The 23268-nt window shown below is 66.4% G+C and carries 20 protein-coding genes; 11 read left to right on the forward strand and 9 right to left on the reverse strand.

All coding sequences use genetic code 11. The annotated features are described in order from the left end of the window. Window positions 1–71: 71 nt before the first annotated feature. The 4 genes from BFE01S_RS22460 (at window position 72) to BFE01S_RS22475 (ending at window position 3918) form a co-directional block, all read left to right on the forward strand. Window positions 72–755 carry a histidine phosphatase family protein gene (locus tag BFE01S_RS22460; protein ID WP_028227434.1) on the forward strand — a complete coding sequence of 228 codons (684 nt, stop codon included), beginning with the start codon at window positions 72–74 and terminating at the stop codon, window positions 753–755. A 25-nt stretch (window positions 756–780) separates the two neighbouring features. Beyond that, window positions 781–1797 carry a phosphotransferase gene (locus tag BFE01S_RS22465; protein ID WP_028227435.1) on the forward strand — a complete coding sequence of 339 codons (1017 nt, stop codon included), beginning with the start codon at window positions 781–783 and terminating at the stop codon, window positions 1795–1797. 66 nt (window positions 1798–1863) lie between these two features. Beyond that, on the forward strand, window positions 1864–2628 hold the full coding sequence (locus tag BFE01S_RS22470) for an SDR family oxidoreductase (RefSeq protein ID WP_028227436.1): 765 nt from the start codon (window positions 1864–1866) through the stop codon (window positions 2626–2628). Window positions 2629–2673: 45 nt separating this feature from the next. After that, window positions 2674–3918, forward strand: coding sequence for an acyl-CoA dehydrogenase family protein (locus BFE01S_RS22475; RefSeq protein ID WP_028227437.1), 1245 nt, complete (start codon window positions 2674–2676; stop codon window positions 3916–3918). A 211-nt stretch (window positions 3919–4129) separates the two neighbouring features. On the opposite strand, the gene BFE01S_RS22480 is transcribed toward BFE01S_RS22475, so the two are convergent. The 3 genes from BFE01S_RS22480 to BFE01S_RS22490 all read right to left on the reverse strand — a co-directional run bounded on the left by BFE01S_RS22480 (window position 4130) and on the right by BFE01S_RS22490 (window position 7593). After that, window positions 4130–5941 carry a chloride channel protein gene (locus BFE01S_RS22480; RefSeq protein ID WP_028227438.1) on the reverse strand — a complete coding sequence of 604 codons (1812 nt, stop codon included), beginning with the start codon at window positions 5939–5941 and terminating at the stop codon, window positions 4130–4132. Window positions 5942–5946: 5 nt separating this feature from the next. Then, entirely contained in the window at window positions 5947–6360 is a 414-nt protein-coding gene (locus BFE01S_RS22485) for a MarR family winged helix-turn-helix transcriptional regulator (RefSeq protein ID WP_028227439.1), read from the reverse strand. A gap of 90 nt (window positions 6361–6450) precedes the next feature. Beyond that, entirely contained in the window at window positions 6451–7593 is a 1143-nt protein-coding gene (locus BFE01S_RS22490) for an HPP family protein (protein ID WP_028227440.1), read from the reverse strand. A 417-nt stretch (window positions 7594–8010) separates the two neighbouring features. On the opposite strand from BFE01S_RS22490, the gene BFE01S_RS22495 reads away from it, so the two are divergent. Beyond that, window positions 8011–10245 carry a putative bifunctional diguanylate cyclase/phosphodiesterase gene (locus BFE01S_RS22495; RefSeq protein WP_028227441.1) on the forward strand — a complete coding sequence of 745 codons (2235 nt, stop codon included), beginning with the start codon at window positions 8011–8013 and terminating at the stop codon, window positions 10243–10245. 46 nt (window positions 10246–10291) lie between these two features. On the opposite strand, the gene BFE01S_RS22500 is transcribed toward BFE01S_RS22495, so the two are convergent. Both BFE01S_RS22500 and BFE01S_RS44510 read right to left on the reverse strand, forming a co-directional pair. After that, window positions 10292–10750, reverse strand: a complete 459-nt coding sequence (locus BFE01S_RS22500; RefSeq protein WP_028227442.1) for a GNAT family N-acetyltransferase — start codon at window positions 10748–10750, stop codon at window positions 10292–10294. Between the two features lie 199 nt (window positions 10751–10949). Then, window positions 10950–11672, reverse strand: coding sequence for a hypothetical protein (locus tag BFE01S_RS44510; protein WP_028227443.1), 723 nt, complete (start codon window positions 11670–11672; stop codon window positions 10950–10952). A gap of 189 nt (window positions 11673–11861) precedes the next feature. Here BFE01S_RS44510 and BFE01S_RS22510 point away from each other — a divergent pair, with 189 nt between their 5' ends. Continuing rightward, entirely contained in the window at window positions 11862–12464 is a 603-nt protein-coding gene (locus BFE01S_RS22510; protein ID WP_245621172.1) for a LuxR family transcriptional regulator, read from the forward strand. Window positions 12465–12481: 17 nt separating this feature from the next. Here BFE01S_RS22510 and BFE01S_RS22515 read toward each other — a convergent pair whose 3' ends face one another. Then, window positions 12482–12757: a hypothetical protein gene (locus BFE01S_RS22515; RefSeq protein ID WP_028227445.1), complete on the reverse strand. Its 276-nt coding sequence runs from the start codon at window positions 12755–12757 to the stop codon at window positions 12482–12484. A gap of 405 nt (window positions 12758–13162) precedes the next feature. Between BFE01S_RS22515 and BFE01S_RS22520 the strand changes: the two genes are divergently transcribed. The 5 genes from BFE01S_RS22520 (at window position 13163) to BFE01S_RS39730 (ending at window position 17650) form a co-directional block, all read left to right on the forward strand. After that, window positions 13163–13567 (forward strand): VOC family protein, encoded by a 405-nt coding sequence (locus BFE01S_RS22520; RefSeq protein WP_028227446.1) that lies wholly within the window; start codon window positions 13163–13165, stop codon window positions 13565–13567. An 8-nt stretch (window positions 13568–13575) separates the two neighbouring features. Next, the gene (locus tag BFE01S_RS22525) at window positions 13576–14241 is read left to right on the forward strand and encodes an O-methyltransferase (protein ID WP_028227447.1); all 666 of its coding nucleotides are present in this window, start codon (window positions 13576–13578) and stop codon (window positions 14239–14241) included. A 248-nt stretch (window positions 14242–14489) separates the two neighbouring features. Beyond that, on the forward strand, window positions 14490–15143 hold the full coding sequence (locus BFE01S_RS22530; protein ID WP_028227448.1) for an MlaC/ttg2D family ABC transporter substrate-binding protein: 654 nt from the start codon (window positions 14490–14492) through the stop codon (window positions 15141–15143). A gap of 59 nt (window positions 15144–15202) precedes the next feature. Further along, entirely contained in the window at window positions 15203–17095 is a 1893-nt protein-coding gene (locus tag BFE01S_RS22535; RefSeq protein WP_028227449.1) for an AI-2E family transporter, read from the forward strand. Window positions 17096–17395: 300 nt separating this feature from the next. Beyond that, window positions 17396–17650, forward strand: coding sequence for a hypothetical protein (locus BFE01S_RS39730; RefSeq protein WP_052420953.1), 255 nt, complete (start codon window positions 17396–17398; stop codon window positions 17648–17650). Between the two features lie 27 nt (window positions 17651–17677). Here BFE01S_RS39730 and BFE01S_RS22545 read toward each other — a convergent pair whose 3' ends face one another. From BFE01S_RS22545 to BFE01S_RS22555, 3 genes are all read right to left on the reverse strand, one after another. Further along, the gene (locus tag BFE01S_RS22545; RefSeq protein ID WP_028227450.1) at window positions 17678–18400 is read right to left on the reverse strand and encodes a Crp/Fnr family transcriptional regulator; all 723 of its coding nucleotides are present in this window, start codon (window positions 18398–18400) and stop codon (window positions 17678–17680) included. A gap of 123 nt (window positions 18401–18523) precedes the next feature. Next, window positions 18524–20038: an efflux transporter outer membrane subunit gene (locus BFE01S_RS39735; protein WP_042338260.1), complete on the reverse strand. Its 1515-nt coding sequence runs from the start codon at window positions 20036–20038 to the stop codon at window positions 18524–18526. 2 nt (window positions 20039–20040) lie between these two features. Beyond that, a complete protein-coding gene (locus BFE01S_RS22555; protein ID WP_028227451.1) occupies window positions 20041–23268 on the reverse strand; it encodes an efflux RND transporter permease subunit in 3228 nt (1075 codons plus the stop codon).

The following is a 23268-nucleotide window of genomic DNA, read 5'->3' on the forward strand; positions in this document are numbered from 1 at the left end:
TATCACGATAATAAATTTCCTGAATTACGCCGATGCCGGTAGTGTTCTCCCCAGGTTAAGACGAGGGCGGCATGGCAGAACTCTACCTTGTGCGGCACGGCCAGGCGTCGTTCGGCGCTGCCAACTACGACGAGCTATCGGCTTCCGGCTACACGCAGTCGCAGTGGCTGGGAGACTATTTTGCGCAGGCCGGAATGAAATTCGATCGCGTGGTGATCGGCACGATGCGGCGCCACGAGCAGACCGCGGACGCAATACTCGCGGCCATGGAAGACCGGCGCGTGGACGTCGTTCAGGACGCCGGGCTCAACGAATACGACTTCCATGCGCTGTTTGGCGCCCTGGGCGAAACCGGCGTATCGCCCGGTATTGCGGGCGATACGAGCGACGGTTCGAAAAAGCACTTCTACAAAGGGCTCAAGCAGGTGCTCCAGCTGTGGGCCGAAGACCGCCTGCCCGGGCGCGTGCCGGAAACATGGCGCCAGTTTCAGGCCCGCGTGGAAGCGGCGCGGCATGCCATTCAACGTTCGGGCGGCAAGCGGGTGCTGGTGGTGAGTTCCGGCGGCCCGATTGCCGTTTTCGCCCAGCAGGCGCTCGACGCGCCCTCTGCTGCCGCCATCGCCCTCAACATGCAGATTCGCAACAGCAGCGTCTGCCAGTACGTCTTCAACGAGAGCGCCATGTCGCTCGTGAGCTTCAATTCGCTGCCCCATCTCGAACGTGTCGAGCGGCGGGAATTCGTCACCTATGGCTGAAGTGCATCCGGAGTAGCGCAATACCATGAATGCGGGTCTTCAATTCGACGTCGAACCTCTCGGGCGCTATCTGGAAGCGCACGTGCCCGGGTTTCGCGCGCCGCTGTCCGTCGAGAAGTTTGCCGGCGGCCAGTCCAATCCCACCTTTCTGCTGAAGGCGCAAAGCGGCAACTACGTGCTGCGGCGCCAGCCGCCGGGCGAACTGCTCAAGTCCGCGCATGCCGTGGACCGCGAATTCCGCGTGCTCGCCGCGCTCGCCGGCACCGCGGTTCCGGTCGCGCGTGCGTGGCACCTTTGCGAAGATCGCGACGTGATCGGCAGCCTGTTCTACGTCATGAGCTACGAGGAAGGGCCGATCTTCTGGAATCCGGCGTTGCCGGAAGTGCCGCTCGAACAGCGCGGTGCCGTGTACGACTCGCTGCTCGAGACCATGGCGGCGCTGCACGACGTGGACGTGGAAGCCGTAGGGCTGGCCGACTACGGGCGCCCCGGCAACTACTTCGAACGGCAGATCGAGGTGTGGACGCGGCAGTACCGGGCCGCGCAGACCGACGAACTCGACGCGATGGAGGCGCTCATCGCATGGCTGCCGGCGCATTGCCCGGCCGAGGCCGGAAAGTCTTCGCTCGTCCACGGAGATTTCCGCATCGACAACCTGATTTTCGGGCGCGAGACCTTGCAGGTTCGCGCGGTGCTGGACTGGGAGCTCTCCACGCTGGGCAATCCGCTGGCGGACCTCGCGTACTTCTGCATGTGCCTGAGGCTGCCTGCGCACGGCCAGGTTACCGGGCTGGCCGGGTTGAACCGGGCGGCGCTGGGCGTGCCCGAGGAGGCGGCGCTCGTCGAGCAGTACTGCCGCCTTCGCGGCGTGTCTTCGATCGAGAACTGGCACTTCTATCTGGCCTTCAGCTTCTTCCGGCTGGCCGCGATTGTGCAGGGCGTGAAGAAGCGGGCGCTGGGCGGCAACGCCTCGAATGCGAAGGCGCGCCAGGCAGGGGAAATGACGGGCGCTCTGGCAACGCTCGGCGTCGAGCTGATCTGAACGAAGTTATCTAGTGCTATGTAGCTGTGGCGCACGGGTTGGTGCGCTTACCTGACGAGGTTGATTGTGACTACGAATTTATTTGATCTTAAAGGCAAGATCGCGCTCGTCACGGGTGCGAGCCGGGGTATCGGCGAAGAGATTGCGAAGCTGCTGGCGGAGCAGGGCGCACACGTGATCGTGTCGAGCCGCAAGCTGGCCGAGTGCGAGGGCGTGGCCGGCGCGATCCGGGACGCGGGCGGCAGCGCGGAGGCGTTTGCGTGCCACGTGGGGCGTCTCGAAGACATCCACGCGATTTTCCAGCATATTCGCGCACGCCACGGGCGGCTCGACATTCTCGTCAACAACGCCGCCGCAAACCCGTACTTCGGCCACATTCTCGATACGGATCTCCCGGCGTTCGAGAAGACCGTGGAAGTCAATCTGCGCGGCTACTTCTTCATGTCCGTCGAGGGCGGCAAGCTGATGCGGGAAAACGGCGGCGGGGCAATCGTCAATACCGCCTCGGTCAACGCCTTGCAGCCCGGCGACAAGCAGGGCATCTACTCGATTACCAAGGCCGCCGTGGTCAACATGACGCGCGCGTTCGCGAAGGAGTGCGGACCGCTTGGCATTCGCGTGAATGCGCTGCTGCCCGGCTTGACCAAGACCCGCTTTGCCGGCGCGCTGTTCGAAGACCAGAAGCTGTACGAGAGCTGGATGGCCCGGATTCCGCTGCGCCGGCACGCCGAGCCGCGCGAAATGGCCGGCACGGTGCTCTATCTCGTGTCCGACGCAGCGAGCTATACGAACGGCGAGTGCATCGTCGTGGACGGCGGGCTGACGATCTAGCCGCGCCTTGTATTGACGACGAACTTCAGGATGGGAGCAGCACAAATGGACTTTGCATATAGCGAGAAGGTCGAATCGCTGCGCACGCAGGTGCGCGCGTTCATGGACAAGCACATCGTTCCGCGCATTCGCGAATGGCACGAGGAAGTGAGCACCGGGCAGTACCCGGTCTCCTTCATGGAGCAACTGAAAGACGAGGCGCGCGAGGCGGGACTCTGGAATCTTTTCCTGCCGCATCTGCGCGACGACGAGCCCGGCACGCGCCTGACCAACCTCGAATACGCGCCGCTCGCGGAGATCATGGGGCGCGTGTCGTGGGCGTCGGAGGTGTTCAACTGCAACGCGCCGGATACGGGCAACATGGAACTGCTCCATATGTTCGCCACCCCGGCGCAGCGCGAACAATGGCTCAAGCCGCTGCTCGACGGCAAGATCCGTTCCGCGTTCGCCATGACCGAGCCCGCCGTGGCGTCTTCGGACGCCACCAATATCACCACTTCGATTCGCCGTGACGGCGACGACTACGTGATCGACGGCCGCAAATGGTTCATCACGAACGCGGCGCACCCGAACTGCCAGCTCTTTATCGTCATGGGCAAGACGGATCCGGATGCGCCGAGCCATGGCCAGCAGAGCATGGTGCTGGTGCCGCGCGATACGCCGGGTGTCACGATCGTGCGCAATATCACGGTGGTCAATCACGTGGCGCCCGAAGGGCACTGCGAGATCGAGTTCAAGGGCGTGCGCGTGCCGCGCGCGAATCTGCTCGGAGAAGAGGGCAGCGGTTTTGCGCTTGCGCAGGCGCGTCTCGGGCCGGGCCGCATTCACCACTGCATGCGCTCGATCGGGGCCGCGGAACTGGCGCTCGAACTGATGGTGGAACGCGCCCAGGCGCGCACGGCGTTCGGCAAGAAGCTCTACCAGCACGGGCCGGTTGGCGAGTGGATCGCGAAGTCGCGTATCGAAATCGATCAGGCGAGGCTGTTCGTGCTGAAAGCGGCATGGATGATCGACAACGTGGGGGCGAAGGCGGCGCGCAAAGAGATCGCGATGATCAAGGCGCTCGTGCCGGGCGTGCACACCGCCGTGTGCGAGCGGGCAATCCAGACCTTCGGCGCGATGGGGCTGAGCCCCGATACGCCGCTGGCCGACAGTTGGACCTGGGGCCGCGCGCTGCGCTTCGCCGACGGTCCGGACGAGGTCCATCTCCAGAGCATCGCTCGCATGGAGGTCAAGGAACGGCAGTACGAGCCGGGCAGCGACAATCCGTATCTCACGCCGCACGCGTAACAGGCTGCGCCGGTGTGCCGCGCCCTCGCCATGCCAGGCGAGGGCGTTTTGCTATTTGCCTCTTCGCTCGATAAATTCGCAACTAACGGTCCGCCCGCATTGCAATCTTCGGGCAGAGCGCGTATCTCGGCAAAAAAGGTCTTCCACCATCCATAAGCGCCTCCAGCACGAGGGCGCTTATGCCGCTTTCATCGGGCTATAGTGGATGCCCTCAACCTGTTTTGCGCACCGGCGGGAACCGCCGTTTCGGGCCGCCCAGCGGCAAGCGGCGGAACCGCTCCTTCTTGTGTTCGTCTTCGAAGTGCGCCAGCGAGAGCTTGACGAGATCGCTGCGCGAGACAATACCCACGAGCCGCATCGTTTCGCGGTCCTCCACCACGGGCAGGCGTTCGAGCCCGTGAACGGCCAGCCGCGTCGCAACCTGCCGGCACGTTTCCTCGGGTAACGCCACATCGGGCGCCTGTTGTCCGGGCATCGCGCCGAGCGTGGCGTCGCGCGCATCGTGAGCGAAGCGCTCGAGCACCGTGCGATCCACCATGCCGACTATCGCGCCCGCACGCACCACGGGCCACGCGCGACGTGTCTGCGCAGGGCCGAAGTACGTCGCGAACGCTTCGCGGACAGTTGTGTCCGCATCGATCGTTTCCACCTCGTGCGACATGACCTCGTCCACGTAATGCCGTTCGAGCGGATCGACGCCGTATTCCCGGTAGATGTGATAGCCGCGTCGAGCGATTTTCTCGGTCATGATCGAACGCCGCATCACCACGGTGGCGAAGCCGTGCGCGACCAGCGTGGCCGCGAGCAGCGGCAGCAGCGCATTGCTGTCGTGCGTGAGGCCGAAGGCGAAAACGATGGCTGTGAGCGGCGCGCCCAGCGTTGCGCCGAGCGTGGCCGCCATGCAGACGAGCGGCCACATCGCGGGGTCCGCGCCGGGCAGCACGTGGCCAAGCACCGCGCCCAGTCCCGCACCCAGCATGAGGAGCGGCGCGAGTACGCCGCCGGAGGTGCCCGAGCCGAGCGCGACAACCCAGATGATGGCCTTCACGACGAGGATGCCGAGCGCCACCTGCCAGAAAATCTGCTGATGGAGGAGGTCGCCGATCACGTCGTAGCCCACCCCAAGCGCGCGCGGTTCGAAGTATCCGCCCATGCCTACCACGAGACCGCCGAGTGCGGGCCACCAGCTCCAGTGCAGCGGCAGCCGCCCGAACAGGTCTTCGACCTTGTAGAGCGCGCTCGACAGGCCGCAGGCCAGCGCGCCCGAGAGCAGGCCGGCGAGCACGCACGAGCCGAGCGCGAGCGCATGCGGCGGAGTGGTTTGCAGTGCGAACAAAGGCTCGACGCCGAAGAACGCAGCACGAGCGAAGCCCGCCACCGCGCACGCAACGGCAACGGGCAGGAAGCTGCGCGGCCGCCATTCGAACAGCAGCAACTCCACGGCCAGCAGCACGGCGGCCACGGGCGTGCCGAACACGGCGGTCATGCCGGCGGCCGCGCCGGCCACGAGCAGCGTCTTGCGTTCGGCGGACGTGACTTCCACGCACTGCGCGATGAGCGAGCCGATGGCGCCGCCCGTCATGATGATCGGCCCTTCGGCGCCGAACGGGCCGCCGCTGCCGATGGCGATGCCGGACGAAAGCGGCTTGAGCACCGCCACCTTCGGCGACATGCGGCTCTTGCCGAACAGGATCGCCTCGATGGCTTCGGGTATGCCGTGGCCGCGTATGCGCTCCGAGCCGTAGCGCGCCATCAGCCCGACGATCAATCCGCCGGCGGCCGGAATCAGGATGACCCAGAGCCCGAGCGTATTGTGCGCAGGCGAATGGTCCGCGAACGAGAAGCGGCCGAAGAAGAACAGGTTCGTGAAGAGGTGGATGAGGCTCAGCAGCACGTAGGCGGCGAAAGTTGCCGCGAGGCCGATGCCGGCCGCGAGCGCGGCAATGCCGGGCAGCCGCGCGTTCGCCGAAAAGTCGCGCTTGTGATCGTGCTTTGGGCGGTGCTTGTGGGGGGCGTTCGACATGGCGGTCACAGGTCGATCCGGGGAATCGTGAAGGCGCCTTCCAGCGAACGCAGTTCGGCACGGTGCAGCTCGGCCAGGCGCGCAAGCAGCTTTTCGCCCTCGGTCAGCAGATGCACTTCCACCTGGCGGCGGTCGCGCTCGCTCACGCGGCGCTCCACGAGCGCGAGCGCTTCGCAGCGCGAGACCAGCGCCACCACTCCGTGATGCTGGGCCTGCAGGCGTTCAGCCAGCTCGCCGATCGTGGCCCACTCGCGGCCCGGGTAGCCCTTCACGTGCAGCAGGAGCAGGTATTGCAGCGGCGTGATGCCTTCGGCCTGGGCGGCCTGTTCGGAGAAGCGCTCGAAGCGCCGCATCTGGTAGCGGAACTCCGATAGCTGCTCGAAATCGGCCTTGTTCAGGTCGCGCATGCGCTTTTTCATCAGTGGATCGATCGGGGTTGGGCAAAACGTTAATGTATCACAACGTGATACATGTGCATGGGGCATGCCTGAACAGGCGTGTGGGTAATTTCAGGCGCCTTGCGGCGCGCGTGCCTGCGACTGGTGGTAGAGGCCCGAAATCAGATCGGCTTGCGTCACGATGCCCGTTAGCCGTTCCTCGGCATCCACCACGGGCACGTGATGATGGCCGCGGCCCGCGAAGATCGGCACCAGTTCCGCGATCGGCATCGTGGCCGCGACCGTGCGTACCGGTGCGCTCATGAGCGTGTCCACGGGATCGTCGAACCCCGCGCGCGGGGCGAGGAGACGCGCGAGGCGGCTCGCGAGCAGCCGGCCCGCATGGGGTGCGTGATCGTCCGCGAGGTCGGCGCGCGTGACGATGCCCTTCACGCGGCGCTGCGCGTCGATGACGGGCAGCGCCTTCACGTCATGGCGGCGCAGCAGCCGGCGGGCTTCGCGCACCGTCGTCTGCGCCCCGATGCTGACGACTTCGCGTGTCATCACGTCGGCGCAGACGACTTCGCCGAACGTGCGTGCATAGGCGCGGATGCTGGCTTCGCGCAGCAGCGCTTCGAGATCGGCTGGGTCGATGTCCAGCCATTCGTCCCGCTCGCGCAGGAGAGCCTCGAGGTCGGCGCGCGAGAAGCCGGGTTGCGCGGGTGCGGCGGTACGGGCCGGCACATGCGGGTAGCGGTGGCCGGTTGCAGCGTGATAGACGAGCGCCGACCCGAGCAGGACGGCCGACTGGAGTGCGACGGGCTCGATCACGAACCGGTAGCCGAGCGCGTGGACCGCGGGGCCGCCCAGCACGGCTGTCAAGGCGACCGCCCCCGATGGGGGATGCACGCAGCGCAGCGCGAACATGGCCGCAATGGAGACGGCCGCGGCCGTGGCCGCCGCGGCGACCGGATCGGCGATCAGGAGCGCGCAGGTGACGCCCACGGCGGCCGAAACGAGGTTGCCTCCCATGATCGACCAGGGTTGTGCGAGCGGACTGGCGGGCACGGCGAAGAGCAGGACCGCCGATGCGCCCATCGGCGCGATCAGGAACGGGATGCTTGCCACCGGGCCGATCAGCCAGTGCGCGAGGCCGCCGGTCAGCGCGATGCCAAAGAGGGCGCCCAGGCTCGAACGCAGCCGCTCCCGCCAGGGCAGCGCGACAGGGGCGGGGGCGAAGGCGGCAAGCTGGCGGGCGAGGTAGGCGCGTGACACGGTGAAGGCCGGAAGAATACGGTGGAAAAAGAAATGAAAGCGATCTGGAAGCAGGCGGCGGCGCGCGATGTTGAGTATCGGCGGCAAATTCCCACCTCCCTGCAGTGGCCGAATTATATCGCAATATGATATATCGGCTCGTACACCCGCATCGGGCCGTCACGGCGAACCGCAGGTAACGACGGGAAATGCGGGATGAATCGCGGCGGCGCGCTCAGGCAGTCAAGAAGTCTGGCGCCGTGCCGATATTGCAGAGGAGAGACCCGCGATTGGCGGGTGTGGCAACGCACGAACGACACGCACTGAGAACGCACGAACATGCGCGGCGGTTCGGTCAGGCCGCTGCGCCAGGAGATAGGCGCGGTGATGGGCTATTCGGAAAGGGCGGATGGCGCGGGCGGTGCGCAGCCAGGCGACATGCACCCGGTTGAAGGTTCGGCGCAGGAGGCGTTCGCATTCGAGCGCGGCATGCTCAAGCTCATCGCGCGCAGCATGCCGTTGCCCGAACTGCTCGCCGAGGTGTGCCGGCGCGCCGAGCGTTTGCTCGGCGAGGGCTCGGCGTGTTCCATCCTGCTGCTCGATGCAGACGGGCGGCATTTGCGCGTGGGCAGCGCGCCGTCGCTGCCCGAGCCTTACCATCGCGAGTTCGACGGCTCGCCGGTGGGGCCGGGCAGCAGCCCGTCGGGCACGGCGATGTACGAGAACCGCGTGGTGACCGTCGAGGATTTCCGCGAGGAAACCGGCTGGGGCGAGTACGCACGCATCGCGCTGGCGAGCGGCGTGCGCGCCTGTTGGACGATGCCGCTCGACAACGAAGCCGGCGGCGTGCTGGGCGCGCTCGCGGTGTATCATCGCGTGCCCTGGCGGCCGAGCGAGGCCGAGGAAGCGCTGTTGCGCGACATCGCCCTGAGCGCGGCGGCCATGCTCAACCAGCAGACCATTGCCGAGCGGCTCTCGCAGAGCGAAGAGCACCACCGCCTCGTGGTCGATCATCTGAACGAGGGGATTGTCGTGCAGTCGCGCGACGACACGGTGCTGGCGTTCAACCGCAGTGCGCGCCGCATTCTGCGCCTGCCCGACGACGCGATCGGCCAAAGCATCCTGAACGTGATTCCGCGCGTGCTCGACGACAACGGGCTGCCCATGCGCCACGCGCAGCGCCCGAGCATGCGCGCGCTGCGCACCGGCAAGCCGGTGATCGGCCAGACGGCGGGGCTCGAACTCGCGAACGGAGAAGTGGTCTGGGTCACGGAAAACGTGCTGCCGATTTTCCGGCCGGGCGAGGCCGAGGCGGTTTCCGTGGTGGTGTCGTTCGCCGATATCGGCGCGGTGCGCGAAGCGCAGCAGCAACTGCGCTACCTGGCCACCCGCGATCCGCTTACGGGCCTTTATAACCGCACGTATCTGGCCGATTGCATGCGTGACCTGCTCGATACCGGGGAGGACGGGCCGCGCCTTGCGCTGCTTTTTGTCGATCTGGACGGCTTCAAGAAGGTGAACGATACGGGCGGCCACGAGGCAGGCGACGTGCTGCTGCGCGTGGTGGCGGAACGTCTTGCGCGCTGCGTGCGCGAAACCGACACGCTCGCGCGCGTGGGCGGCGACGAATTCGTGATTGCCATGCGGCATCACGACGACGAAGGCGAAATCGTGGCGTTGGCGCAGCGGGTGCTCGACGCCATTGCCGTGCCGTTCGCCGTGGCCGGCAACGAATACTACCTGGGCGCCTCCATCGGCATCAGCCGTTTTCCCGAAGACGGACTCGATGCCGCCGCGCTCATGCGCAACGCCGATTCCGCCATGTACGTCGCCAAGCAGCGCGGCACCAACCAGTTCCAGTTTTTCACGACCGAATTGCGGCACCGCTTGCAGCGCCGCTTCCTCGTGGAGCAGATGCTGCGGCGTGCGCTGGCCTCGGGCGAGCTTTCGCTCGTGTACCAGCCTATCGTGGACGGCACGACGGGCCGGCCGATTGGCGCCGAGGCCCTGCTGCGCTGGGAAAGCAGCGAGCTGGGCCCCGTGTATCCGGCCGAATTCATTCCGGTGGCCGAAGACACCGGCATGATCATCGCGATCGGGCACTGGGTGCTGGAGCACGCGTGCCGCCAGGCCGCACAGTGGCGCCGCGTGCTGGCGCCGGACTTCGTGATGGCCGTGAACCTCTCGCCGCGCCAGTTCACCGAGGGGCTGGTCGAGCAGGTGGAGCGCTGCCTTGCGCAGACCGGGCTCGACCCCGCCGGGCTGGAGCTGGAAATTACGGAAGGACTACTGATGAACGACAGCCAGGCCGTGATGCCGATGCTCAATGCGATCAACGCGCTCGGCGTGCGGATTTCCGTGGACGACTTCGGCACCGGCTATTCGTCGCTCTCCTACCTGAAGCGCTTTCCGCTTCATCACCTCAAGGTCGATCGCTCGTTCGTGATGGGCTTGCCCGACAATCGCGATTCGGCCGCCATCACGCAGGCGGTGGTCGCCATGGCGCATTCGCTCGGCATGCGGGTCACGGCCGAAGGCGTGGAAACGCCCGAACAGTCGTCGTTCCTGAAATCGCTCGGCTGCGAGCGGCAGCAGGGCTATCTGTTCGGGCGGCCGGTGTCCGCCTCGGCCTATGCCGCCATGCTGCGCGAAGGGCGCGAGGCGGTTTCGTAGCGGCGCGGTTTGCGTCGAACCCGCTATGGCGGGCGCTCTTGCTGCTTTACGCGGGAATAGACCTCGCCATTTCCGTGGTGGGCGCCCAGCCGAGACCCGCGTAAAGGCTGCGGCCCTGCGCGGTCGAATGGAGAATGGCGTACTGCACGCCGCGCCGGGCGAACTCGGCGTCGGCCAGGCTCATCAACTGGCGCGCGAGTCCGCGGCGCCGCGCGGCCGGCTCCACGTACACGTTGAGCACATAGCCGCGCACGTCCTGCTCGGGGTGCGCCGGGTGCGGCGGCCAGTCGATCACCATCAGGCCGACGCCCGCAACGGGCACGCCCGCTTCGTGAAGAAGGAAGCCGAAGTACGAGCCGTCGCGCAGGCGCGGTTCGAGCCACGTGCGGAAGTGCGCGGTCATCGTGCGCAGCGTAAGCTCGTCGCGGCCCGCGTCCCGAAACATCGCTTCGCGGTGGCGGCAGATCAGATCGAGGTCGCTTTCGTTCACGGCACGCACTTCCATTCGCTGGCTCCTTTCAAGGGGTTTCAGGGGAGGGGAGCCCGATGATAGCGCGTTCGCAGGGGCTGCCCTGGCGCCGCGCCCCGAAACGACGCAATGGGTGAGCGAACCCGGCGCGCATCATGTGATCGATCACACGAAGCCGCTTTCGCAGGATTGGAGGTCTGAGTTTCGTATTCCTTATGATTTTTCAGCCACCTCCTCAATATCCCGCCAGGCGAGCTATCCTTCTCACCTGCCGCGGGAGCACGATATACATCCCCCACGCCACGAGCCACACGGCGTGAATCAGCCCTTGCGCGTGGTACGGCAGCCGCCAGCCCACGTAGGCGATCAGCAGGCTGCCCGGTATCGACCACGCGTACGTGGTCAAACCCATCAACGTTGCCTGGGTCAAGCCAAAGCGCGCGGGCCTCGGCAGGGCGTGTGCAACGAGCCCGCTCTTCACCATGTATCCCGCCAGAGGCAGGATCAGCAGGACGTAGATCAGCACGCTTACCAGCAAGGGCGCAAACGAGACCAGGAAGGCCCAGCCGGGCACGTTCCACACGGGGCCGTGCGTCATCAGATCCGACTCCAGGCTCCGGAACGACCCGCCCGATCTCACGAGAAAGTGGAACGCCATGAAGCAGACGGCAAAGACGAACGCACTGGCGAGCCACTGGCGCCACGCGCAGGACCACCATAAGGCGAGTCGCTGGCCGAAGGTTATGCTGCGGTCGATCCTGAAGAGGGCGCGCCGGTCCGTGAGCATGGCAAGGACGACCAGCGCGGCAAAGAGCGCGGCCACGACAGCGAGCCCCAGCGGATACACGAAGAACCCGGGATGCTGCCCGGCGGCGCTCGCGGGGTGGGCAAATTGCTGCAGATGCCTCGCGACGTACTCCGAAGGGTCGTGCAGCGGCGCATTGGCGTTCGTGGTCATGTCGTCTTCCCTGCGCCGTGCTGGCGGTGAATCCGCCACGTTTCGGATGTTTGCATTTTAGAATTCATCAGTCGAATGTCCAGCGCCGCCCGAAATTTGCCTGGGCGATGCGGACACAACCACGTAAGATGGGCGCAATCGCGGTTCAGGCAGCCCTCACCCTGCAGCGCACCGGAAAATCCAGACGCCATGAAGCGCAACGAAGCCCTGGAACTCGTCATGACGGCCGCCGAGTTTTCTCCCGACGCGACCTTCCTCGTGGACGAACGGGGGCGCATTCGCTACGTGAGCTATGCGTGCGCGGAGATCTTCGGCTTCGAGCCGTCTGCGTTCATCGATCAGCAGATCATCGATTTCGTGGTGCCGGCCGATCAGGACGCGACGCTACGGGAGGCGAAGGAGGTACTGGCGGGTCGCAAGCGCGTGGGGTTCGAAAACCGCTACCTCCATCGCGACGGCAGCGATGTCCATATCACCTGGTCCGCGCGCTGGCTCGCGCACGAGCGGTTGCGCGTGGGCGTCGCGCGCGACGTGACGCACCTGCGGCGCCGCGACACGGAGCTCGCCGTGCTGCTGGCCATGCTGGCGCCGCACGAGCGCAAAGTCCTTGAATTGCTATTGACAGAGGCCACGGAAAAACAGATCGCCGAACGGCTGGGGCTGGCCGTTTCCACCACGCATTCGTATATCACCGGCATCTTTCGCAAATACGGCGTGCGCGGCCGCGCGGGCCTCATGAGTTTGTGGCTCAGGCAACTTTCGTCGGGAAGCTGGCCGCCGAAGACAAGATAGGTACAGCGAAGGGAGTATCAGGTGAAATGCGTGGGTTTGCCGGAAAACGTTTGCGACGGTTCGGCGGGAGGCGCGAGGCGTTCCATCAGGTAACGCAGACGCTGGCGGTGCAGCGGAAGCAGGTCGGGCGCGGCCAGCAATTGCTGCACGCGTCCGAGCCAGTAACGCTGCCCGAAGATCGTGCAGGCATCTGCAACCGATAATACGCGTTCCAGATGCGCGATGGCTGCGTCCGCGGTCTTCGCACCATGCGGCACTTCGTCCGGCTTTGCCCCCGCTGTCCGTGCTTTCATGTGGTTCTCTCAGGTTGCTATGGTCTTTTCGACTCTTGACGGTTCGGCATCGCTACGCAAACGGCGCGTAGCCGATACCTCTTTCTAGTGGTTCTATGTGTTGCTACAGGCTGGTCTCTCGCTTGTGACAGTGCGCTTTCGCCTTACAACCATCCTAGCGAAGAGGGTGGGCCCATCATACCCTGCTAATCAGAGGGGCCGAAGGCGCGGGGCAAGCCTCGTTTCGAATGTGAGCAAGGCATTCCCCCACTTCTTCCCGGCGGCCCGAAACCCCTGCCCCGCCTGCGATTCCACCCTTTTGCGCCAGGCGCCGAATGCGAGTTTTAAATGTGAGCATTTGCTTATATTCTGACTTCGTCGGGCGGTCATGGCATGGGGCCTCCGCCACAGTTTGAGAGAACGACGATGACGGAATGGATCAAGAGCATGAAGCTCAACCACCTGAGTTTTCCTTCGGCCGATACGGCCGCCACAGCGGCTTTCTTCGAGCGTTACCTGGGCTTCACGATCTCGGGAAGGTGGGAGAAGTCGTATATCCTCAAGCGCCCGGGTTTCGACGTGGTGATCGACCACGCCGGCGAAACACCCGCATGGCCGAGAGCATTTCACGCGGGGTTCGAACTGCCGAGTTTCGACGCCGTTCAGGCGTTGTACGAGCGATTCAAGGCCGAGGGCGTGGAGATGGAGACGGAGGTCTTCAACAATGGCCGCGGTTCGCGATTCTTTTGCCGCGCGCCGGGCGGCGTGATGTTCGAGATCAATACGCGCCGCGATGCCGCACCGGAATACCAGGGCACCTTCGAAGAGTGAGTACGCACATGAATACATTGACTACCGCTCCGGTTGCGCCGCTGCTCGACCGGCTGTTCAAGGATGCAGACGCCGCTTCGCCGATGGCGAACCCGGCCATCGCCGCGATTCCGGCGGAAGAGCGCGCGCGTCTCATGCGCAGCAAGACGGACTATCTCGACTTCTATGGAGAACTAAAGGATTTTCCGCTCGCCGTGTCGCGCGAAACGGGGCTGCTGCTCTACATGCTGGCGCGCAGCAGCCGGGCCGCGACGATCGTGGAGTTCGGCACGTCGTTCGGCATTTCGACGCTGCATCTCGCGGCGGCACTGCGCGACAATGGCGGCGGCCGGCTCATCACGAGCGAGTTCGAGCCGTCCAAGGTGGCGCGCGCCCGCGCCAATCTCACGGCGGGCGGCGTGCTCGATCTCGTGGAGATCCGCGAGGGCGACGCACTGCAAACGCTCAGCGCCGGCCTGCCGGAGACGGTGGACCTGCTGCTGCTCGACGGCGCGAAGGCGCTCTATCCGGAGGTTCTGAGCCTCGTCGAGCATCATCTGCGGCCAGGCGCGCTCATTGTTGCCGACAACGCCGACTACAGCCCGGAGTACCTGGAGCGCGTGCGGTCGCCGGAAGCGGGCTATCTGTCGCTGCCCTTTGCCGAGGACGTGGAGCTTTCCATGCGGCTTGCCTGAGCGCGATGTAGTTTTTACAGGCACAACGGCCCCGGGGCGCAGGTCTGCACCGGGGCCGGCGGGCTTGAGCGCTGGTACGGGGTTTGCATGCGCTGGTACGGGGTTTGCGTGATTACGGCGGATTATGAGTCCGCCGCCGCCTTAGCCCGCCGCCCCTTGCGGCGCAGCATTCTGATCCGATCCGGCCCGACCTTGTAGACTGAACGCCTCGGGGCCCCTTGCCCCCCGGTATTCACTGCGAGACATCGATGAACAGGCTTCTGCCCCGGTTTTCTTCCAGGCTCTTTCTCCTGATCGCGCTGCTGGCCCCGCTCGTGAGTGCGGCACCGGCGCGCGCCGGCACCGCGGTGGATCAGTCCGATCCGCAGGCGCTCATCAAGACGGCCACCCAGCAGGTGCTGGACGAAGTGCGCACCCAGGCCATCGCGCCGGACGACATCCCCCGCATCCGCGGCGTCGTGGACCGGGACATCCTGCCCTATGTCGATTTCCGGCGCACGACCCGGCTTTCCATGGGCCGCCATTGGCGCACGGCCACGCCCGCCCAGCAGGAGCAGATCGTCGCGCAGTTCCAGGCGCTGCTGATCCATCTGTATTCGGGCGCGCTGGCGCAACTGAAGCCCGACCAGCAGATCGACTATCTGCCGATGCGCATGGCGCCCGAGGACACCGACGCCGTGGTGCGCACGCTTGCCCAGACGAACGGCAAGCCCATGGAGATAGACTATCGGCTGTACAAGACGCCGCAGGGATGGCGGCTCTACGACCTGAACGTGCTCGGCGCGTGGCTCATCCAGACCTACCGGCAGCAGTTCAACGAGAAGATCCAGGAGGGCGGCATCGATGGGCTGATCCAGTTCCTCGCGGCGCGTAACCAGGAACTCAGTTCGGGCAAGTCGTGAGCGAGCGCGATCCCGCACGCGGCTCATCCAGCCGATCCATGAAGACGCCACGATACGACATGAATTTCCCGCTGCCGCCGCAAGGGCGGCGCAACCGCGTTTTTCCTTCGAGTTCGCCCACGCTGCATGGCCTCGCCTCGGTCATCACCTGCGTGGTGGTGGTCTGCGGCCTGTATTTCGGCCGCCAGGTGCTGATCCCCATCACGCTTTCGGTGATGCTGAGCTTCCTGCTGGCGCCGCTCGTGATGTTGCTGCGCCGGTTTCATCTCGGACAGTTCTTTTCGATTCTCGTTGCGGTGCTCGTGACGGTGCTCGCGCTCGCGGGCGTGGGCGCGCTCATCGGTGCGCAGATCGTGCAGCTGGCCGCCGATCTGCCGCAGTATCAGGAGGCCATCGAGCAAAAAGTGGAGACGGTGCAGGAAAAGACCGTGGGCCGCGCCGACAGCCTCATGTCGCGCGCCGCCGCGGCGCTGCAGCGCATAACGCCCACGCCGCCGCCCGCTCCGCCGCAGCCGCGCGGCCGCGCGGCGCGCAACGCACCCGCGGTGCCGATGCCGGTGGAGGTGCACACGCCCGCGCCCACGCCCATGCAGCTCGCGCAGCGCGCGCTCTCGCCGGTGGTCGGGCCGCTCGAAACCGGCTTTATCGTGCTCGTGGTGACGATCTTCATCCTGCTGCAGCGCGAGGATCTGCGCGACCGGTTGATCAGCGTGTTCGGCTCGGACGACCTGCATCGCACCACCACGGCCATCAACGATGCCTCGCAGCGCCTGTCGCGCTACTTCGTGGCGCAACTGGGCGTGAACGTTTCGGTGGGGGCGGTCATTGCCATCGGGCTGGCGGGCATCGGCGTGCCCGGGGCGCTGCTCTTTGCCGCCATGGCCGCGCTGCTGCGCTTCGTGCCGTACATCGGCATCTGGATCGCAGCGGTGTCCGCCACGATCCTCGCCGCCGCCATCCAGCCGCAATGGACGATGGCCGTATCGACGCTGATTCTCTTCATCGTCGTCGATGTCGTGGCGGGGCAGTTCGCGGAGCCGATGCTCTATGGCCGCCGCTCCGGTCTTTCTCCGCTGGCGGTGGTGGTGGCGGCGATCTTCTGGAGCTGGCTCTGGGGGCCTATCGGGCTCGTGCTTTCCACGCCGCTCACGCTGTGCATCGTGACGCTGGGCCGGTATGTGGACCGGCTCAACTTCCTGACCATCCTGCTGGGCGACCAGCCGGCCCTGACGCCCGCGCAAACCTGCTACCAGCGCCTGCTGGCCGACGATCCGCACGAAGCGCTGCTGCAGGCCGACCGCCTGCTCGCGGGCATGCCGCTCATCGACTACTACGAACAGGTCGTGCTGGAAGGCCTGCGTTTCGCGCGCAACGACGCGTTGCGCGGCGTGCTGCCCGCCGAGCAGCTCGAGCGCATCAATCAGGCGCTGCTGGACATCGTCGAAGATCTCGAATCCGTGGACGACTCGCGCCATCTTCCGCCGGACGAGCCGGGTCTCGATGGCGGGGCGGCGCGCGACGCGCAGGCCGAGGCAGGCGAAGCGCCGCAGCCGGTGCTGTGCGTGCCGGGCCGGGGCGCCTTCGACGAAGTGGTGGTGGCCATCGTGGCGCAACTGCTGCAGCGGCGCGGCGTGCCGTGCGCCACCACGAGCTACGAGCAGGTGCGCAGCACGCGCGCGGGCATGGTGGACCCGCGCACCACGCACGTGGTCTGCCTCGTGTCGCTCGACACGCCGGAGGCGCCGCCCTATCTGCGCAACGTCGTGCGCCGTCTGCGCGAGCGCAGCGCGCAGGCGCGCATCGTCGTCGGGGTGGGCACATTGCGGCGCGAAGAGGGGCCGGTGGTCGTGGAAGACCCGGGCGCGAGCCTCGCGGCGACCCTGCGCGATCTGATCGATGCGTGCGCGGCGGGGCAGGCGGGCGGCGCGTTGACGGTCCGCTCCGGCAATTGACGGGACCGGCCGGCGATGCCGCCGGTTCGGCCGATCTCTTTTAAACAGTCAAACTGGCAAGGTTGACTTGCCAGTTCAAGGCGGCCGAAAGCGCGGGTGCCGGTGGCGAACACGGCGCTGAACCTCGCGCAGCGACTGGGCGGCCCGCTCGCGGCGGCGTTGCTGCCCGCGCGGCAGAAGCCTGAGCCGATCATGCCGGAGAGGGAGAATGTGACATTCATACGTCTGTCACATTCTCCCTCCACCATACACAGCCCTGTGCCCCTGGTTGCGGCATCACGGTTACTGGGAGACGACCCGATGTTGAGCCCGCATGAATTTTCCACGTTGATGCTGGTCCGCCACTCGCCGGACCAGATCGACATGAACCGTACCGAACTCGGCACGCTGCTCGAGCGGCGCCTCGTGGCGCTCGAAGCGCGCGCCGGGGGCCATCGCCGCTTTTCGCTCACGAAGGCGGGGCGCGTGCTGCTGGAAGCGGTGGGCCGTATCGACGCCGCGGCCCCGCAGGCGCGCGACACCGCAGCGTTCGATCGTTTCGCTGCCGGTCTTTGACGCAAACGTTAACGTGGCCTTTGCCGCCTAACCGCCGTTCTTCAACGCTTCCGCCCTGTCTTCGCCGCAACTCGCTGCGTGCAGCCGCTCGAAATCCAGAATCGCGATCTCCCCCGATCTGAGGGCGACGATGCCCTGGCTCTCGAGTTTCTTGAGCAACTGATTGGTGGTTTGCCGCGACAGCGACACCATCGACGCAAGCCGCTCCTGCGAAAGGCGAACGCGGTCGCCGCGCTCCAGCAATCCGCCGTAGCCGCCCGCAATCGAAAGCAGCCGGCGCGCGAGCCGCTGCGCCGCGGGCAGGAGCGTCATGTCTTCGCTATTCAGGAACGAGAGCCGCAGGCGTTGCGCCATCAGCAGCGCGAAGTCGCGCCAGTAGGCCGGCGTGGTCTCCAGCAGGTTCAGCAGCGCCGCTTCCGGCACGTGCATGAGGAGGGTCCGGCTGGCCGCCGTGGCGTCGTGCGGGCGCGGCAGCCCGTCGAAGAGCGAAATCTCGCCGATCCATGCCGTGGGCCCAAGCACGGCCAACAGGGCTTCCTTGCCGTCCGCGCCGACCGTGCCGATGGCAAGCGCGCCGCCCAGCACGGCGTAGAGCCCGTTGGGCCGGTCGCCCTGGCGGTAGAGCCGCTCGTCCTTGTCGAGCGTCACAAGCGTGCCGTGCCCGATCAGCCAGTCCTTGAGGGCGGCCGGCAGACCGCGGAACCAGCCGGCGGTTTCCAGTTGCGGGCGATAGCGTTGGGGCGTGTCCATCGGCGGATCGAAGTGGGCGAAGTCGGGTATCCGCAGATTTTAAGCGCTGGTGCTTGCGTCGGCGTCAAGGTCCAACAGCGGAGGCTGTAACGCCCTGACGACCGCCTCAGGCAAACCGTGCCGCTATTGAACGGCCTTGGCCCCGTTGCCGAGTGTGGCCGCCGCCACTGCCGCCTTCTCGTCCTCGCTTTCGTTCCAGCCGCCGCCCAGATTCTTGATCAGCCCCACGCTGCTTTGCACCAGCAGCGATTCGGTGTCCTTGAGATTCTGTTCGGCCTGCAGCAGCGTGAGCCGCTGCGTGAGCAGGTTGGCCTCGCTGGCCGTGCCGGCGCTCAACTGCGCCTGGGTGCTGGCGAATAGCGCCTGGTTGCGCCGGTAGATGTGCGCGTACGCCGTTTCCTGCTGCGCAAGGTGGTTCCAGGAAGACAGGCTGTCCTCCACGTTCTGGAACGCACCCAGCACGGCCTGCCGGTAGTTGGCCACGGCTTCGTCGTAGCTCGCCTCGGCTTCGTGCACGGCGGCGGTGCGCGCGCCGCCGTCGAAGATCGTGGCGGCCAGATCCGGGCCGAGCGTCCACACGCGGCTGGGCAGCGAGAACAAATGGGCGAACGTGTTGTGCTCGAAGCCGCCCTGCGCGCTCAGATCGAGCACCGGGAAGAACGCCGCTTCGGCCGCGCCGATCTTCGCGTTGGCGGCCGCCGCCGAGCGCTCGGCGCTCACCACGTCGGGCCGTCGTTCGAGCAGTTGCGACGGCAGCGCGAGCGGCACGGCCGGCGGATTGAACGCATAGTCCGTGCGCGGCGCGAGCGTGAAGCTTGCGGGCGGTTCGCCGATCAGCATGGCAATGGCGTGCTCGTCCTGCTCGCGCGACGTTTCCGTGGTCTGCAGCTCGGCCACCACGAGTTCCAGTGCGTCCTGTGCGGCGAGCACGTCGTCGTTCGACGCCGTGCCCTGCGTATAGGCTACCCGCGTGATGTCGAGCAGGCGCGCTTCGATACCCTGCTGCTGCTTGAGCAACACGATGTCGACATCGGCCTGGCGCAGCGCGAAGTAGTCGTCCACCACGCTCGCGGCGATCGAGAGGCGCTCGCCCGCAAGCTGGGCGTCCGAGGCTTGCGCGCTCGCCTTGCCCGATTCGATTTCGCGCCGTATCTGCCCCCACAGGTCGGGCTCCCAACTGGCCGCCACATTCGCGCTCACCGTGTTGTGCACGCCCGGCACCGTGCCCGTGGTCGAGCTGATGCCGCTCGTGGCCGCATTGGCGCCCGTGCCGCTCTTCGTGGCTGAGAGGCCCGCCGTGACCACCGGGAAGAGACTCGCCACGTCGGCATCGACGCTGGCCTGGGCGAGGCGGTACGCGGCCTCGGCGGCGACGATCGACTGATTGGCCTTGAGCGACTGCTCCACCAGTTGCGTGAGCGCGGGGTCGTCGTAGACGGTCCACCAGTCGCTGGCCAGCAAGGCTTGCGGATTGGCCCCGGCGCGCTGCCAGGCCACGCCTTCCTTGAAGGCGGCCGGAATCTGCACCGTGGGCTTGCGGTAGTCGGGCCCCACGGCACAACCGGCGAGCCAGGCGAGCGCAAGCGCGGCCGCACAGCGGCGCAGCGCACACGGCGCGAAGAGAGAGGGCGTACTCATGGTCATGCTTCCTTCTTGCGGCGGCGCAAGCGTTGATAGGCCCGGTCGAGCCACAGATAGATGACGGGCGTCGTATAGAGCGTGAGCATCTGGCTGAAGATGAGGCCGCCGATGATCGAGATGCCGAGCGGCTTGCGGAATTCGGACCCGTAGCCCGAGCCGAACACGAGCGGCAGCGCGCCGAGTATCGCGGCGCTCGTGGTCATCATGATCGGGCGGAAGCGGATCAGGCACGCGCGCGTGATGGCCTCTTCGGCGGGCAGCTTGCGCTCGCGTTCCTCGGTGATGGCGAAGTCGATCATCATGATCGCGTTCTTCTTCACGATGCCGATCAGCAGGATCACGCCGACGAGCGCGATGATCGAGAGCTGCGTGTGCGTGACGAGCAGCGCGATCAGCGCGCCCACGCCGGCCGAGGGCAGCGTGGAGAGGATCGTGAGCGGGTGCATGAGATTCTCGTACAGCATGCCGAGCACGATGTACACCGAGAGCAGCGCGGCCACGATCAGCAGCGGCTCGCTCGCCACCGACTGCTGGAACACCTGCGCCGTGCCCGCGAAGCTGCCGACGATGCTGGCGGGCATGCGCAGTTGCGCAACGGCGTCGTCCACCTGGCGCGTGGCCTCTCCGATCGACGCCCCCGGCGCGAGATTGAACGACGCGGTGACGGCCGGGAACACGCCCTGGTGATTGATGGAGATGGCCGTGCGGTCGATCGAGAAGCGCGCCATGGCGGTGAGCGGCACGAGCGCTTGGCCGTTTGCGAGCACGGCAGTGGAAGGCGTGACGGTGGTGCTGCCGGGACCGGCCACGGCGGCGGCCGAAGCCGCGGCCGCCGCGGCTGCGGCGGCGCGCGCGGACGTCGCCACGCTCGCCCCCGTCGGGCTGCCGCTGCCGCTCGAACCGGCGCCGCCCGAGCCCGGCGCCCCGGCGGGCACATAAATGCCCTTGAGCGCGGCCGGATCGGTCCAGTACTCGGGCGCCAGCTCCATCACCACGTGATACTGGTTGGCGGACTTGTAGATCGTCGAGACCTGGCGCTGGCCGAACGCATCGTAGAGCGCGTTGTCGATCGAATCGAAGTTCACGCCGAGGCGCGAAGCCGCGTCGCGGTTCACGTCGACGGTGGCCTGCATGCTGTTGTCCTGCTGGTCCGTGTTGACGTCCTGGAGAATCGGCATCTTGTGCATCTGCGCGACCAGCTTCGGCACCCATTTGTCGAGGTCGCCCTGGTCGTCGGCCGTGAGCGTGTACTGGTACTGCGCCGCGCTCTGGCGTCCGCCCACGGTGATGTCCTGGGCCGACTGCAGATAGAGCCGCGCGCCCGGAATGTCGCCCAGCGTCTTGCGGATCTGCGCGATGACTTCGTCGGCCGTGGCATGGCGCACGCCGAGCGGCTTGAGCGTGACGAACAGCAGCGCCGTATTGATCGCGTTGGTGCCGCCGATGAACCCGCCTACGGCCTGCACGTTCGGGTTGGCGAGCACCTGCTTCGAAATGGCCTGGAACTTCTGCTGCATGAGCCGGTAGGAGATGCTCTGCGAAGCCTGGATCGAGCCGATCAGGCGCCCCGTGTCCTCCTGCGGAAAGAAGCCCTTGGGCACGACCACATAGAGCATCACGTTGAGCGCGAGCACGAGGATGGTGACGATGCCCATCAAAAGCGGATGGCGGATCACCCAGCCGAGCGTGCGCGCATAGAAGCGGTGAAAGCGCGAATCGGGGTACTCCTCCTCGTTGTGCCCCGCGTGCTCGCCACGCAGCGCCACGCTCGAAAGCATGGGCGTGACGGTGAGCGAGATCAGCATGGACATGAGGATCGCCGCCGAAAGCGAAACGGAGAACTCGCGAAAGAGCCGCCCCACGATGCCGCCCATCAGCAGCAGCGGAATGAACACGGCAACGAGCGACACGCTGATCGTGAGCACCGTGAAGCCCACTTCGCGCGCGCCGTTGAGCGCCGCGCGCACGGGCGGCTCGCCGCGCTCCAGGTGGCGCATGATGTTCTCGACCACCACGATCGCGTCGTCCACCACGAAACCGGTCGAAATCGTCAGCGCCATCAGCGAGAGGTTGTTCAGGCTGAAGCCGAGGAAGTACATCACGCCGAAGGTGCCGAGCAGCGAAAGCGGCACGACGATGGCCGGCACGAGCGTCGTGCGCCAGCTGCGAAAGAACGCGAACGTCACGGCGGTCACGAGCAGGATCGAGACCATCAGCGTGATTTCCACGTCGAGCAGCGAGGCGCGGATCGTGGTCGTGCGGTCCATCAGGATGTTGAGCTTGATAGTGGGCAGAATCGACGCTTCGAGAAAAGGCAGCTCGGCCTTGACGTTGTCCACCGTGTCGATGACGTTCGCGCCCGGCTCCTTGTACACGATCAGCAGCACGGCGGGTTTGCCGTCCGAGAGGCCGAAGTTCTCCAGGTTCTCCACGTCCTGGCGCACGTAGCCCAGGTCGGAGATGTGCACGACATCGTTGCCCACGCGCTTGACGACGATCGGTGCATAGTCGGCCGGGCGGTACAGCATGTCGTTCGCGCCGATCGTGTACGCCACGCCGCCGAGCGCGGCCGAGCCCTTCGGCAGGTCGGTGTTGGAATTGGCGATGGCGGTGCGGATCTGTTCGAGGCTCACGCCGTAGTGGCTCACGCGGTCCGGGTTCAGTTCGATGCGCACCGCGGGCAGCGCGCCGCCGCCCACGGTCACGTCGCCCACGCCCGGCGTTTGCAGCAGCTTTTGCTGGAGCACCGTGGACGCGGCGTCGTAGAGCTGCGCGCGCGTGGCCGAGTCGGAGGTGAGGCTGACGATGAGAATGGGCGCGTCGGCGGGATTGACCTTGCGGTAGGTGGGGTTGCCGTCGAGGTTTGCGGGCAGGTTCGTGCGCGCCGCGTTGATGGCGGCCTGCACGTCGCGCGCGGCGCCGTCGATGTCGCGATTCAGGTCGAACTGCATCGTGATGCGCGTGGCGCCCAGCGAGCTGACCGAGGTCATCTGGGTGATGCCCGCGATCTGGCCGAACTGCCGTTCGAGCGGCGTGGCGACCGAGGTGGCCACCGTTTCGGGATCGGCGCCCGGCAGGTGGGCGGTCACGTTGATGGTGGGAAAGTCGATCTCGGGCAGCGGCGCCACGGGCAGCAGCTTGAAGGCGAGCATGCCGAAGAGCGCGATGCCCACGGCGAGCAGCGTGGTCGCCACGGGCCGGCGGATGAACGGTTCGGAAAGGTTCAT

Origin of the sequence: Paraburkholderia ferrariae NBRC 106233 (assembly GCF_000685035.1) — a bacterium.
GTDB classification, from domain to species: Bacteria; Pseudomonadota; Gammaproteobacteria; order Burkholderiales; family Burkholderiaceae; genus Paraburkholderia; species Paraburkholderia ferrariae.

Coding starts and splice junctions, on each gene's coding strand:
- BFE01S_RS22480 (WP_028227438.1), bottom strand. CDS start 5,941: ATGTCGAACGCCCCCCACAAGCACCGCCCAAAGCACGATCACAAGCGC.
- BFE01S_RS22460 (WP_028227434.1), top strand. CDS start 72: ATGGCAGAACTCTACCTTGTGCGGCACGGCCAGGCGTCGTTCGGCGCT.
- BFE01S_RS22475 (WP_028227437.1), top strand. CDS start 2,674: ATGGACTTTGCATATAGCGAGAAGGTCGAATCGCTGCGCACGCAGGTG.
- BFE01S_RS22515 (WP_028227445.1), bottom strand. CDS start 12,757: ATGAAAGCACGGACAGCGGGGGCAAAGCCGGACGAAGTGCCGCATGGT.
- BFE01S_RS22555 (WP_028227451.1), bottom strand. CDS start 23,268: ATGAACCTTTCCGAACCGTTCATCCGCCGGCCCGTGGCGACCACGCTG.
- BFE01S_RS22535 (WP_028227449.1), top strand. CDS start 15,203: ATGAATTTCCCGCTGCCGCCGCAAGGGCGGCGCAACCGCGTTTTTCCT.
- BFE01S_RS22525 (WP_028227447.1), top strand. CDS start 13,576: ATGAATACATTGACTACCGCTCCGGTTGCGCCGCTGCTCGACCGGCTG.
- BFE01S_RS22495 (WP_028227441.1), top strand. CDS start 8,011: ATGCACCCGGTTGAAGGTTCGGCGCAGGAGGCGTTCGCATTCGAGCGC.
- BFE01S_RS22545 (WP_028227450.1), bottom strand. CDS start 18,400: ATGGACACGCCCCAACGCTATCGCCCGCAACTGGAAACCGCCGGCTGG.
- BFE01S_RS39735 (WP_042338260.1), bottom strand. CDS start 20,038: ATGAGTACGCCCTCTCTCTTCGCGCCGTGTGCGCTGCGCCGCTGTGCG.
- BFE01S_RS39730 (WP_052420953.1), top strand. CDS start 17,396: ATGTTGAGCCCGCATGAATTTTCCACGTTGATGCTGGTCCGCCACTCG.
- BFE01S_RS22520 (WP_028227446.1), top strand. CDS start 13,163: ATGACGGAATGGATCAAGAGCATGAAGCTCAACCACCTGAGTTTTCCT.
- BFE01S_RS22500 (WP_028227442.1), bottom strand. CDS start 10,750: ATGGAAGTGCGTGCCGTGAACGAAAGCGACCTCGATCTGATCTGCCGC.
- BFE01S_RS22530 (WP_028227448.1), top strand. CDS start 14,490: ATGAACAGGCTTCTGCCCCGGTTTTCTTCCAGGCTCTTTCTCCTGATC.
- BFE01S_RS44510 (WP_028227443.1), bottom strand. CDS start 11,672: ATGACCACGAACGCCAATGCGCCGCTGCACGACCCTTCGGAGTACGTC.
- BFE01S_RS22485 (WP_028227439.1), bottom strand. CDS start 6,360: ATGAAAAAGCGCATGCGCGACCTGAACAAGGCCGATTTCGAGCAGCTA.
- BFE01S_RS22510 (WP_245621172.1), top strand. CDS start 11,862: ATGAAGCGCAACGAAGCCCTGGAACTCGTCATGACGGCCGCCGAGTTT.
- BFE01S_RS22465 (WP_028227435.1), top strand. CDS start 781: ATGAATGCGGGTCTTCAATTCGACGTCGAACCTCTCGGGCGCTATCTG.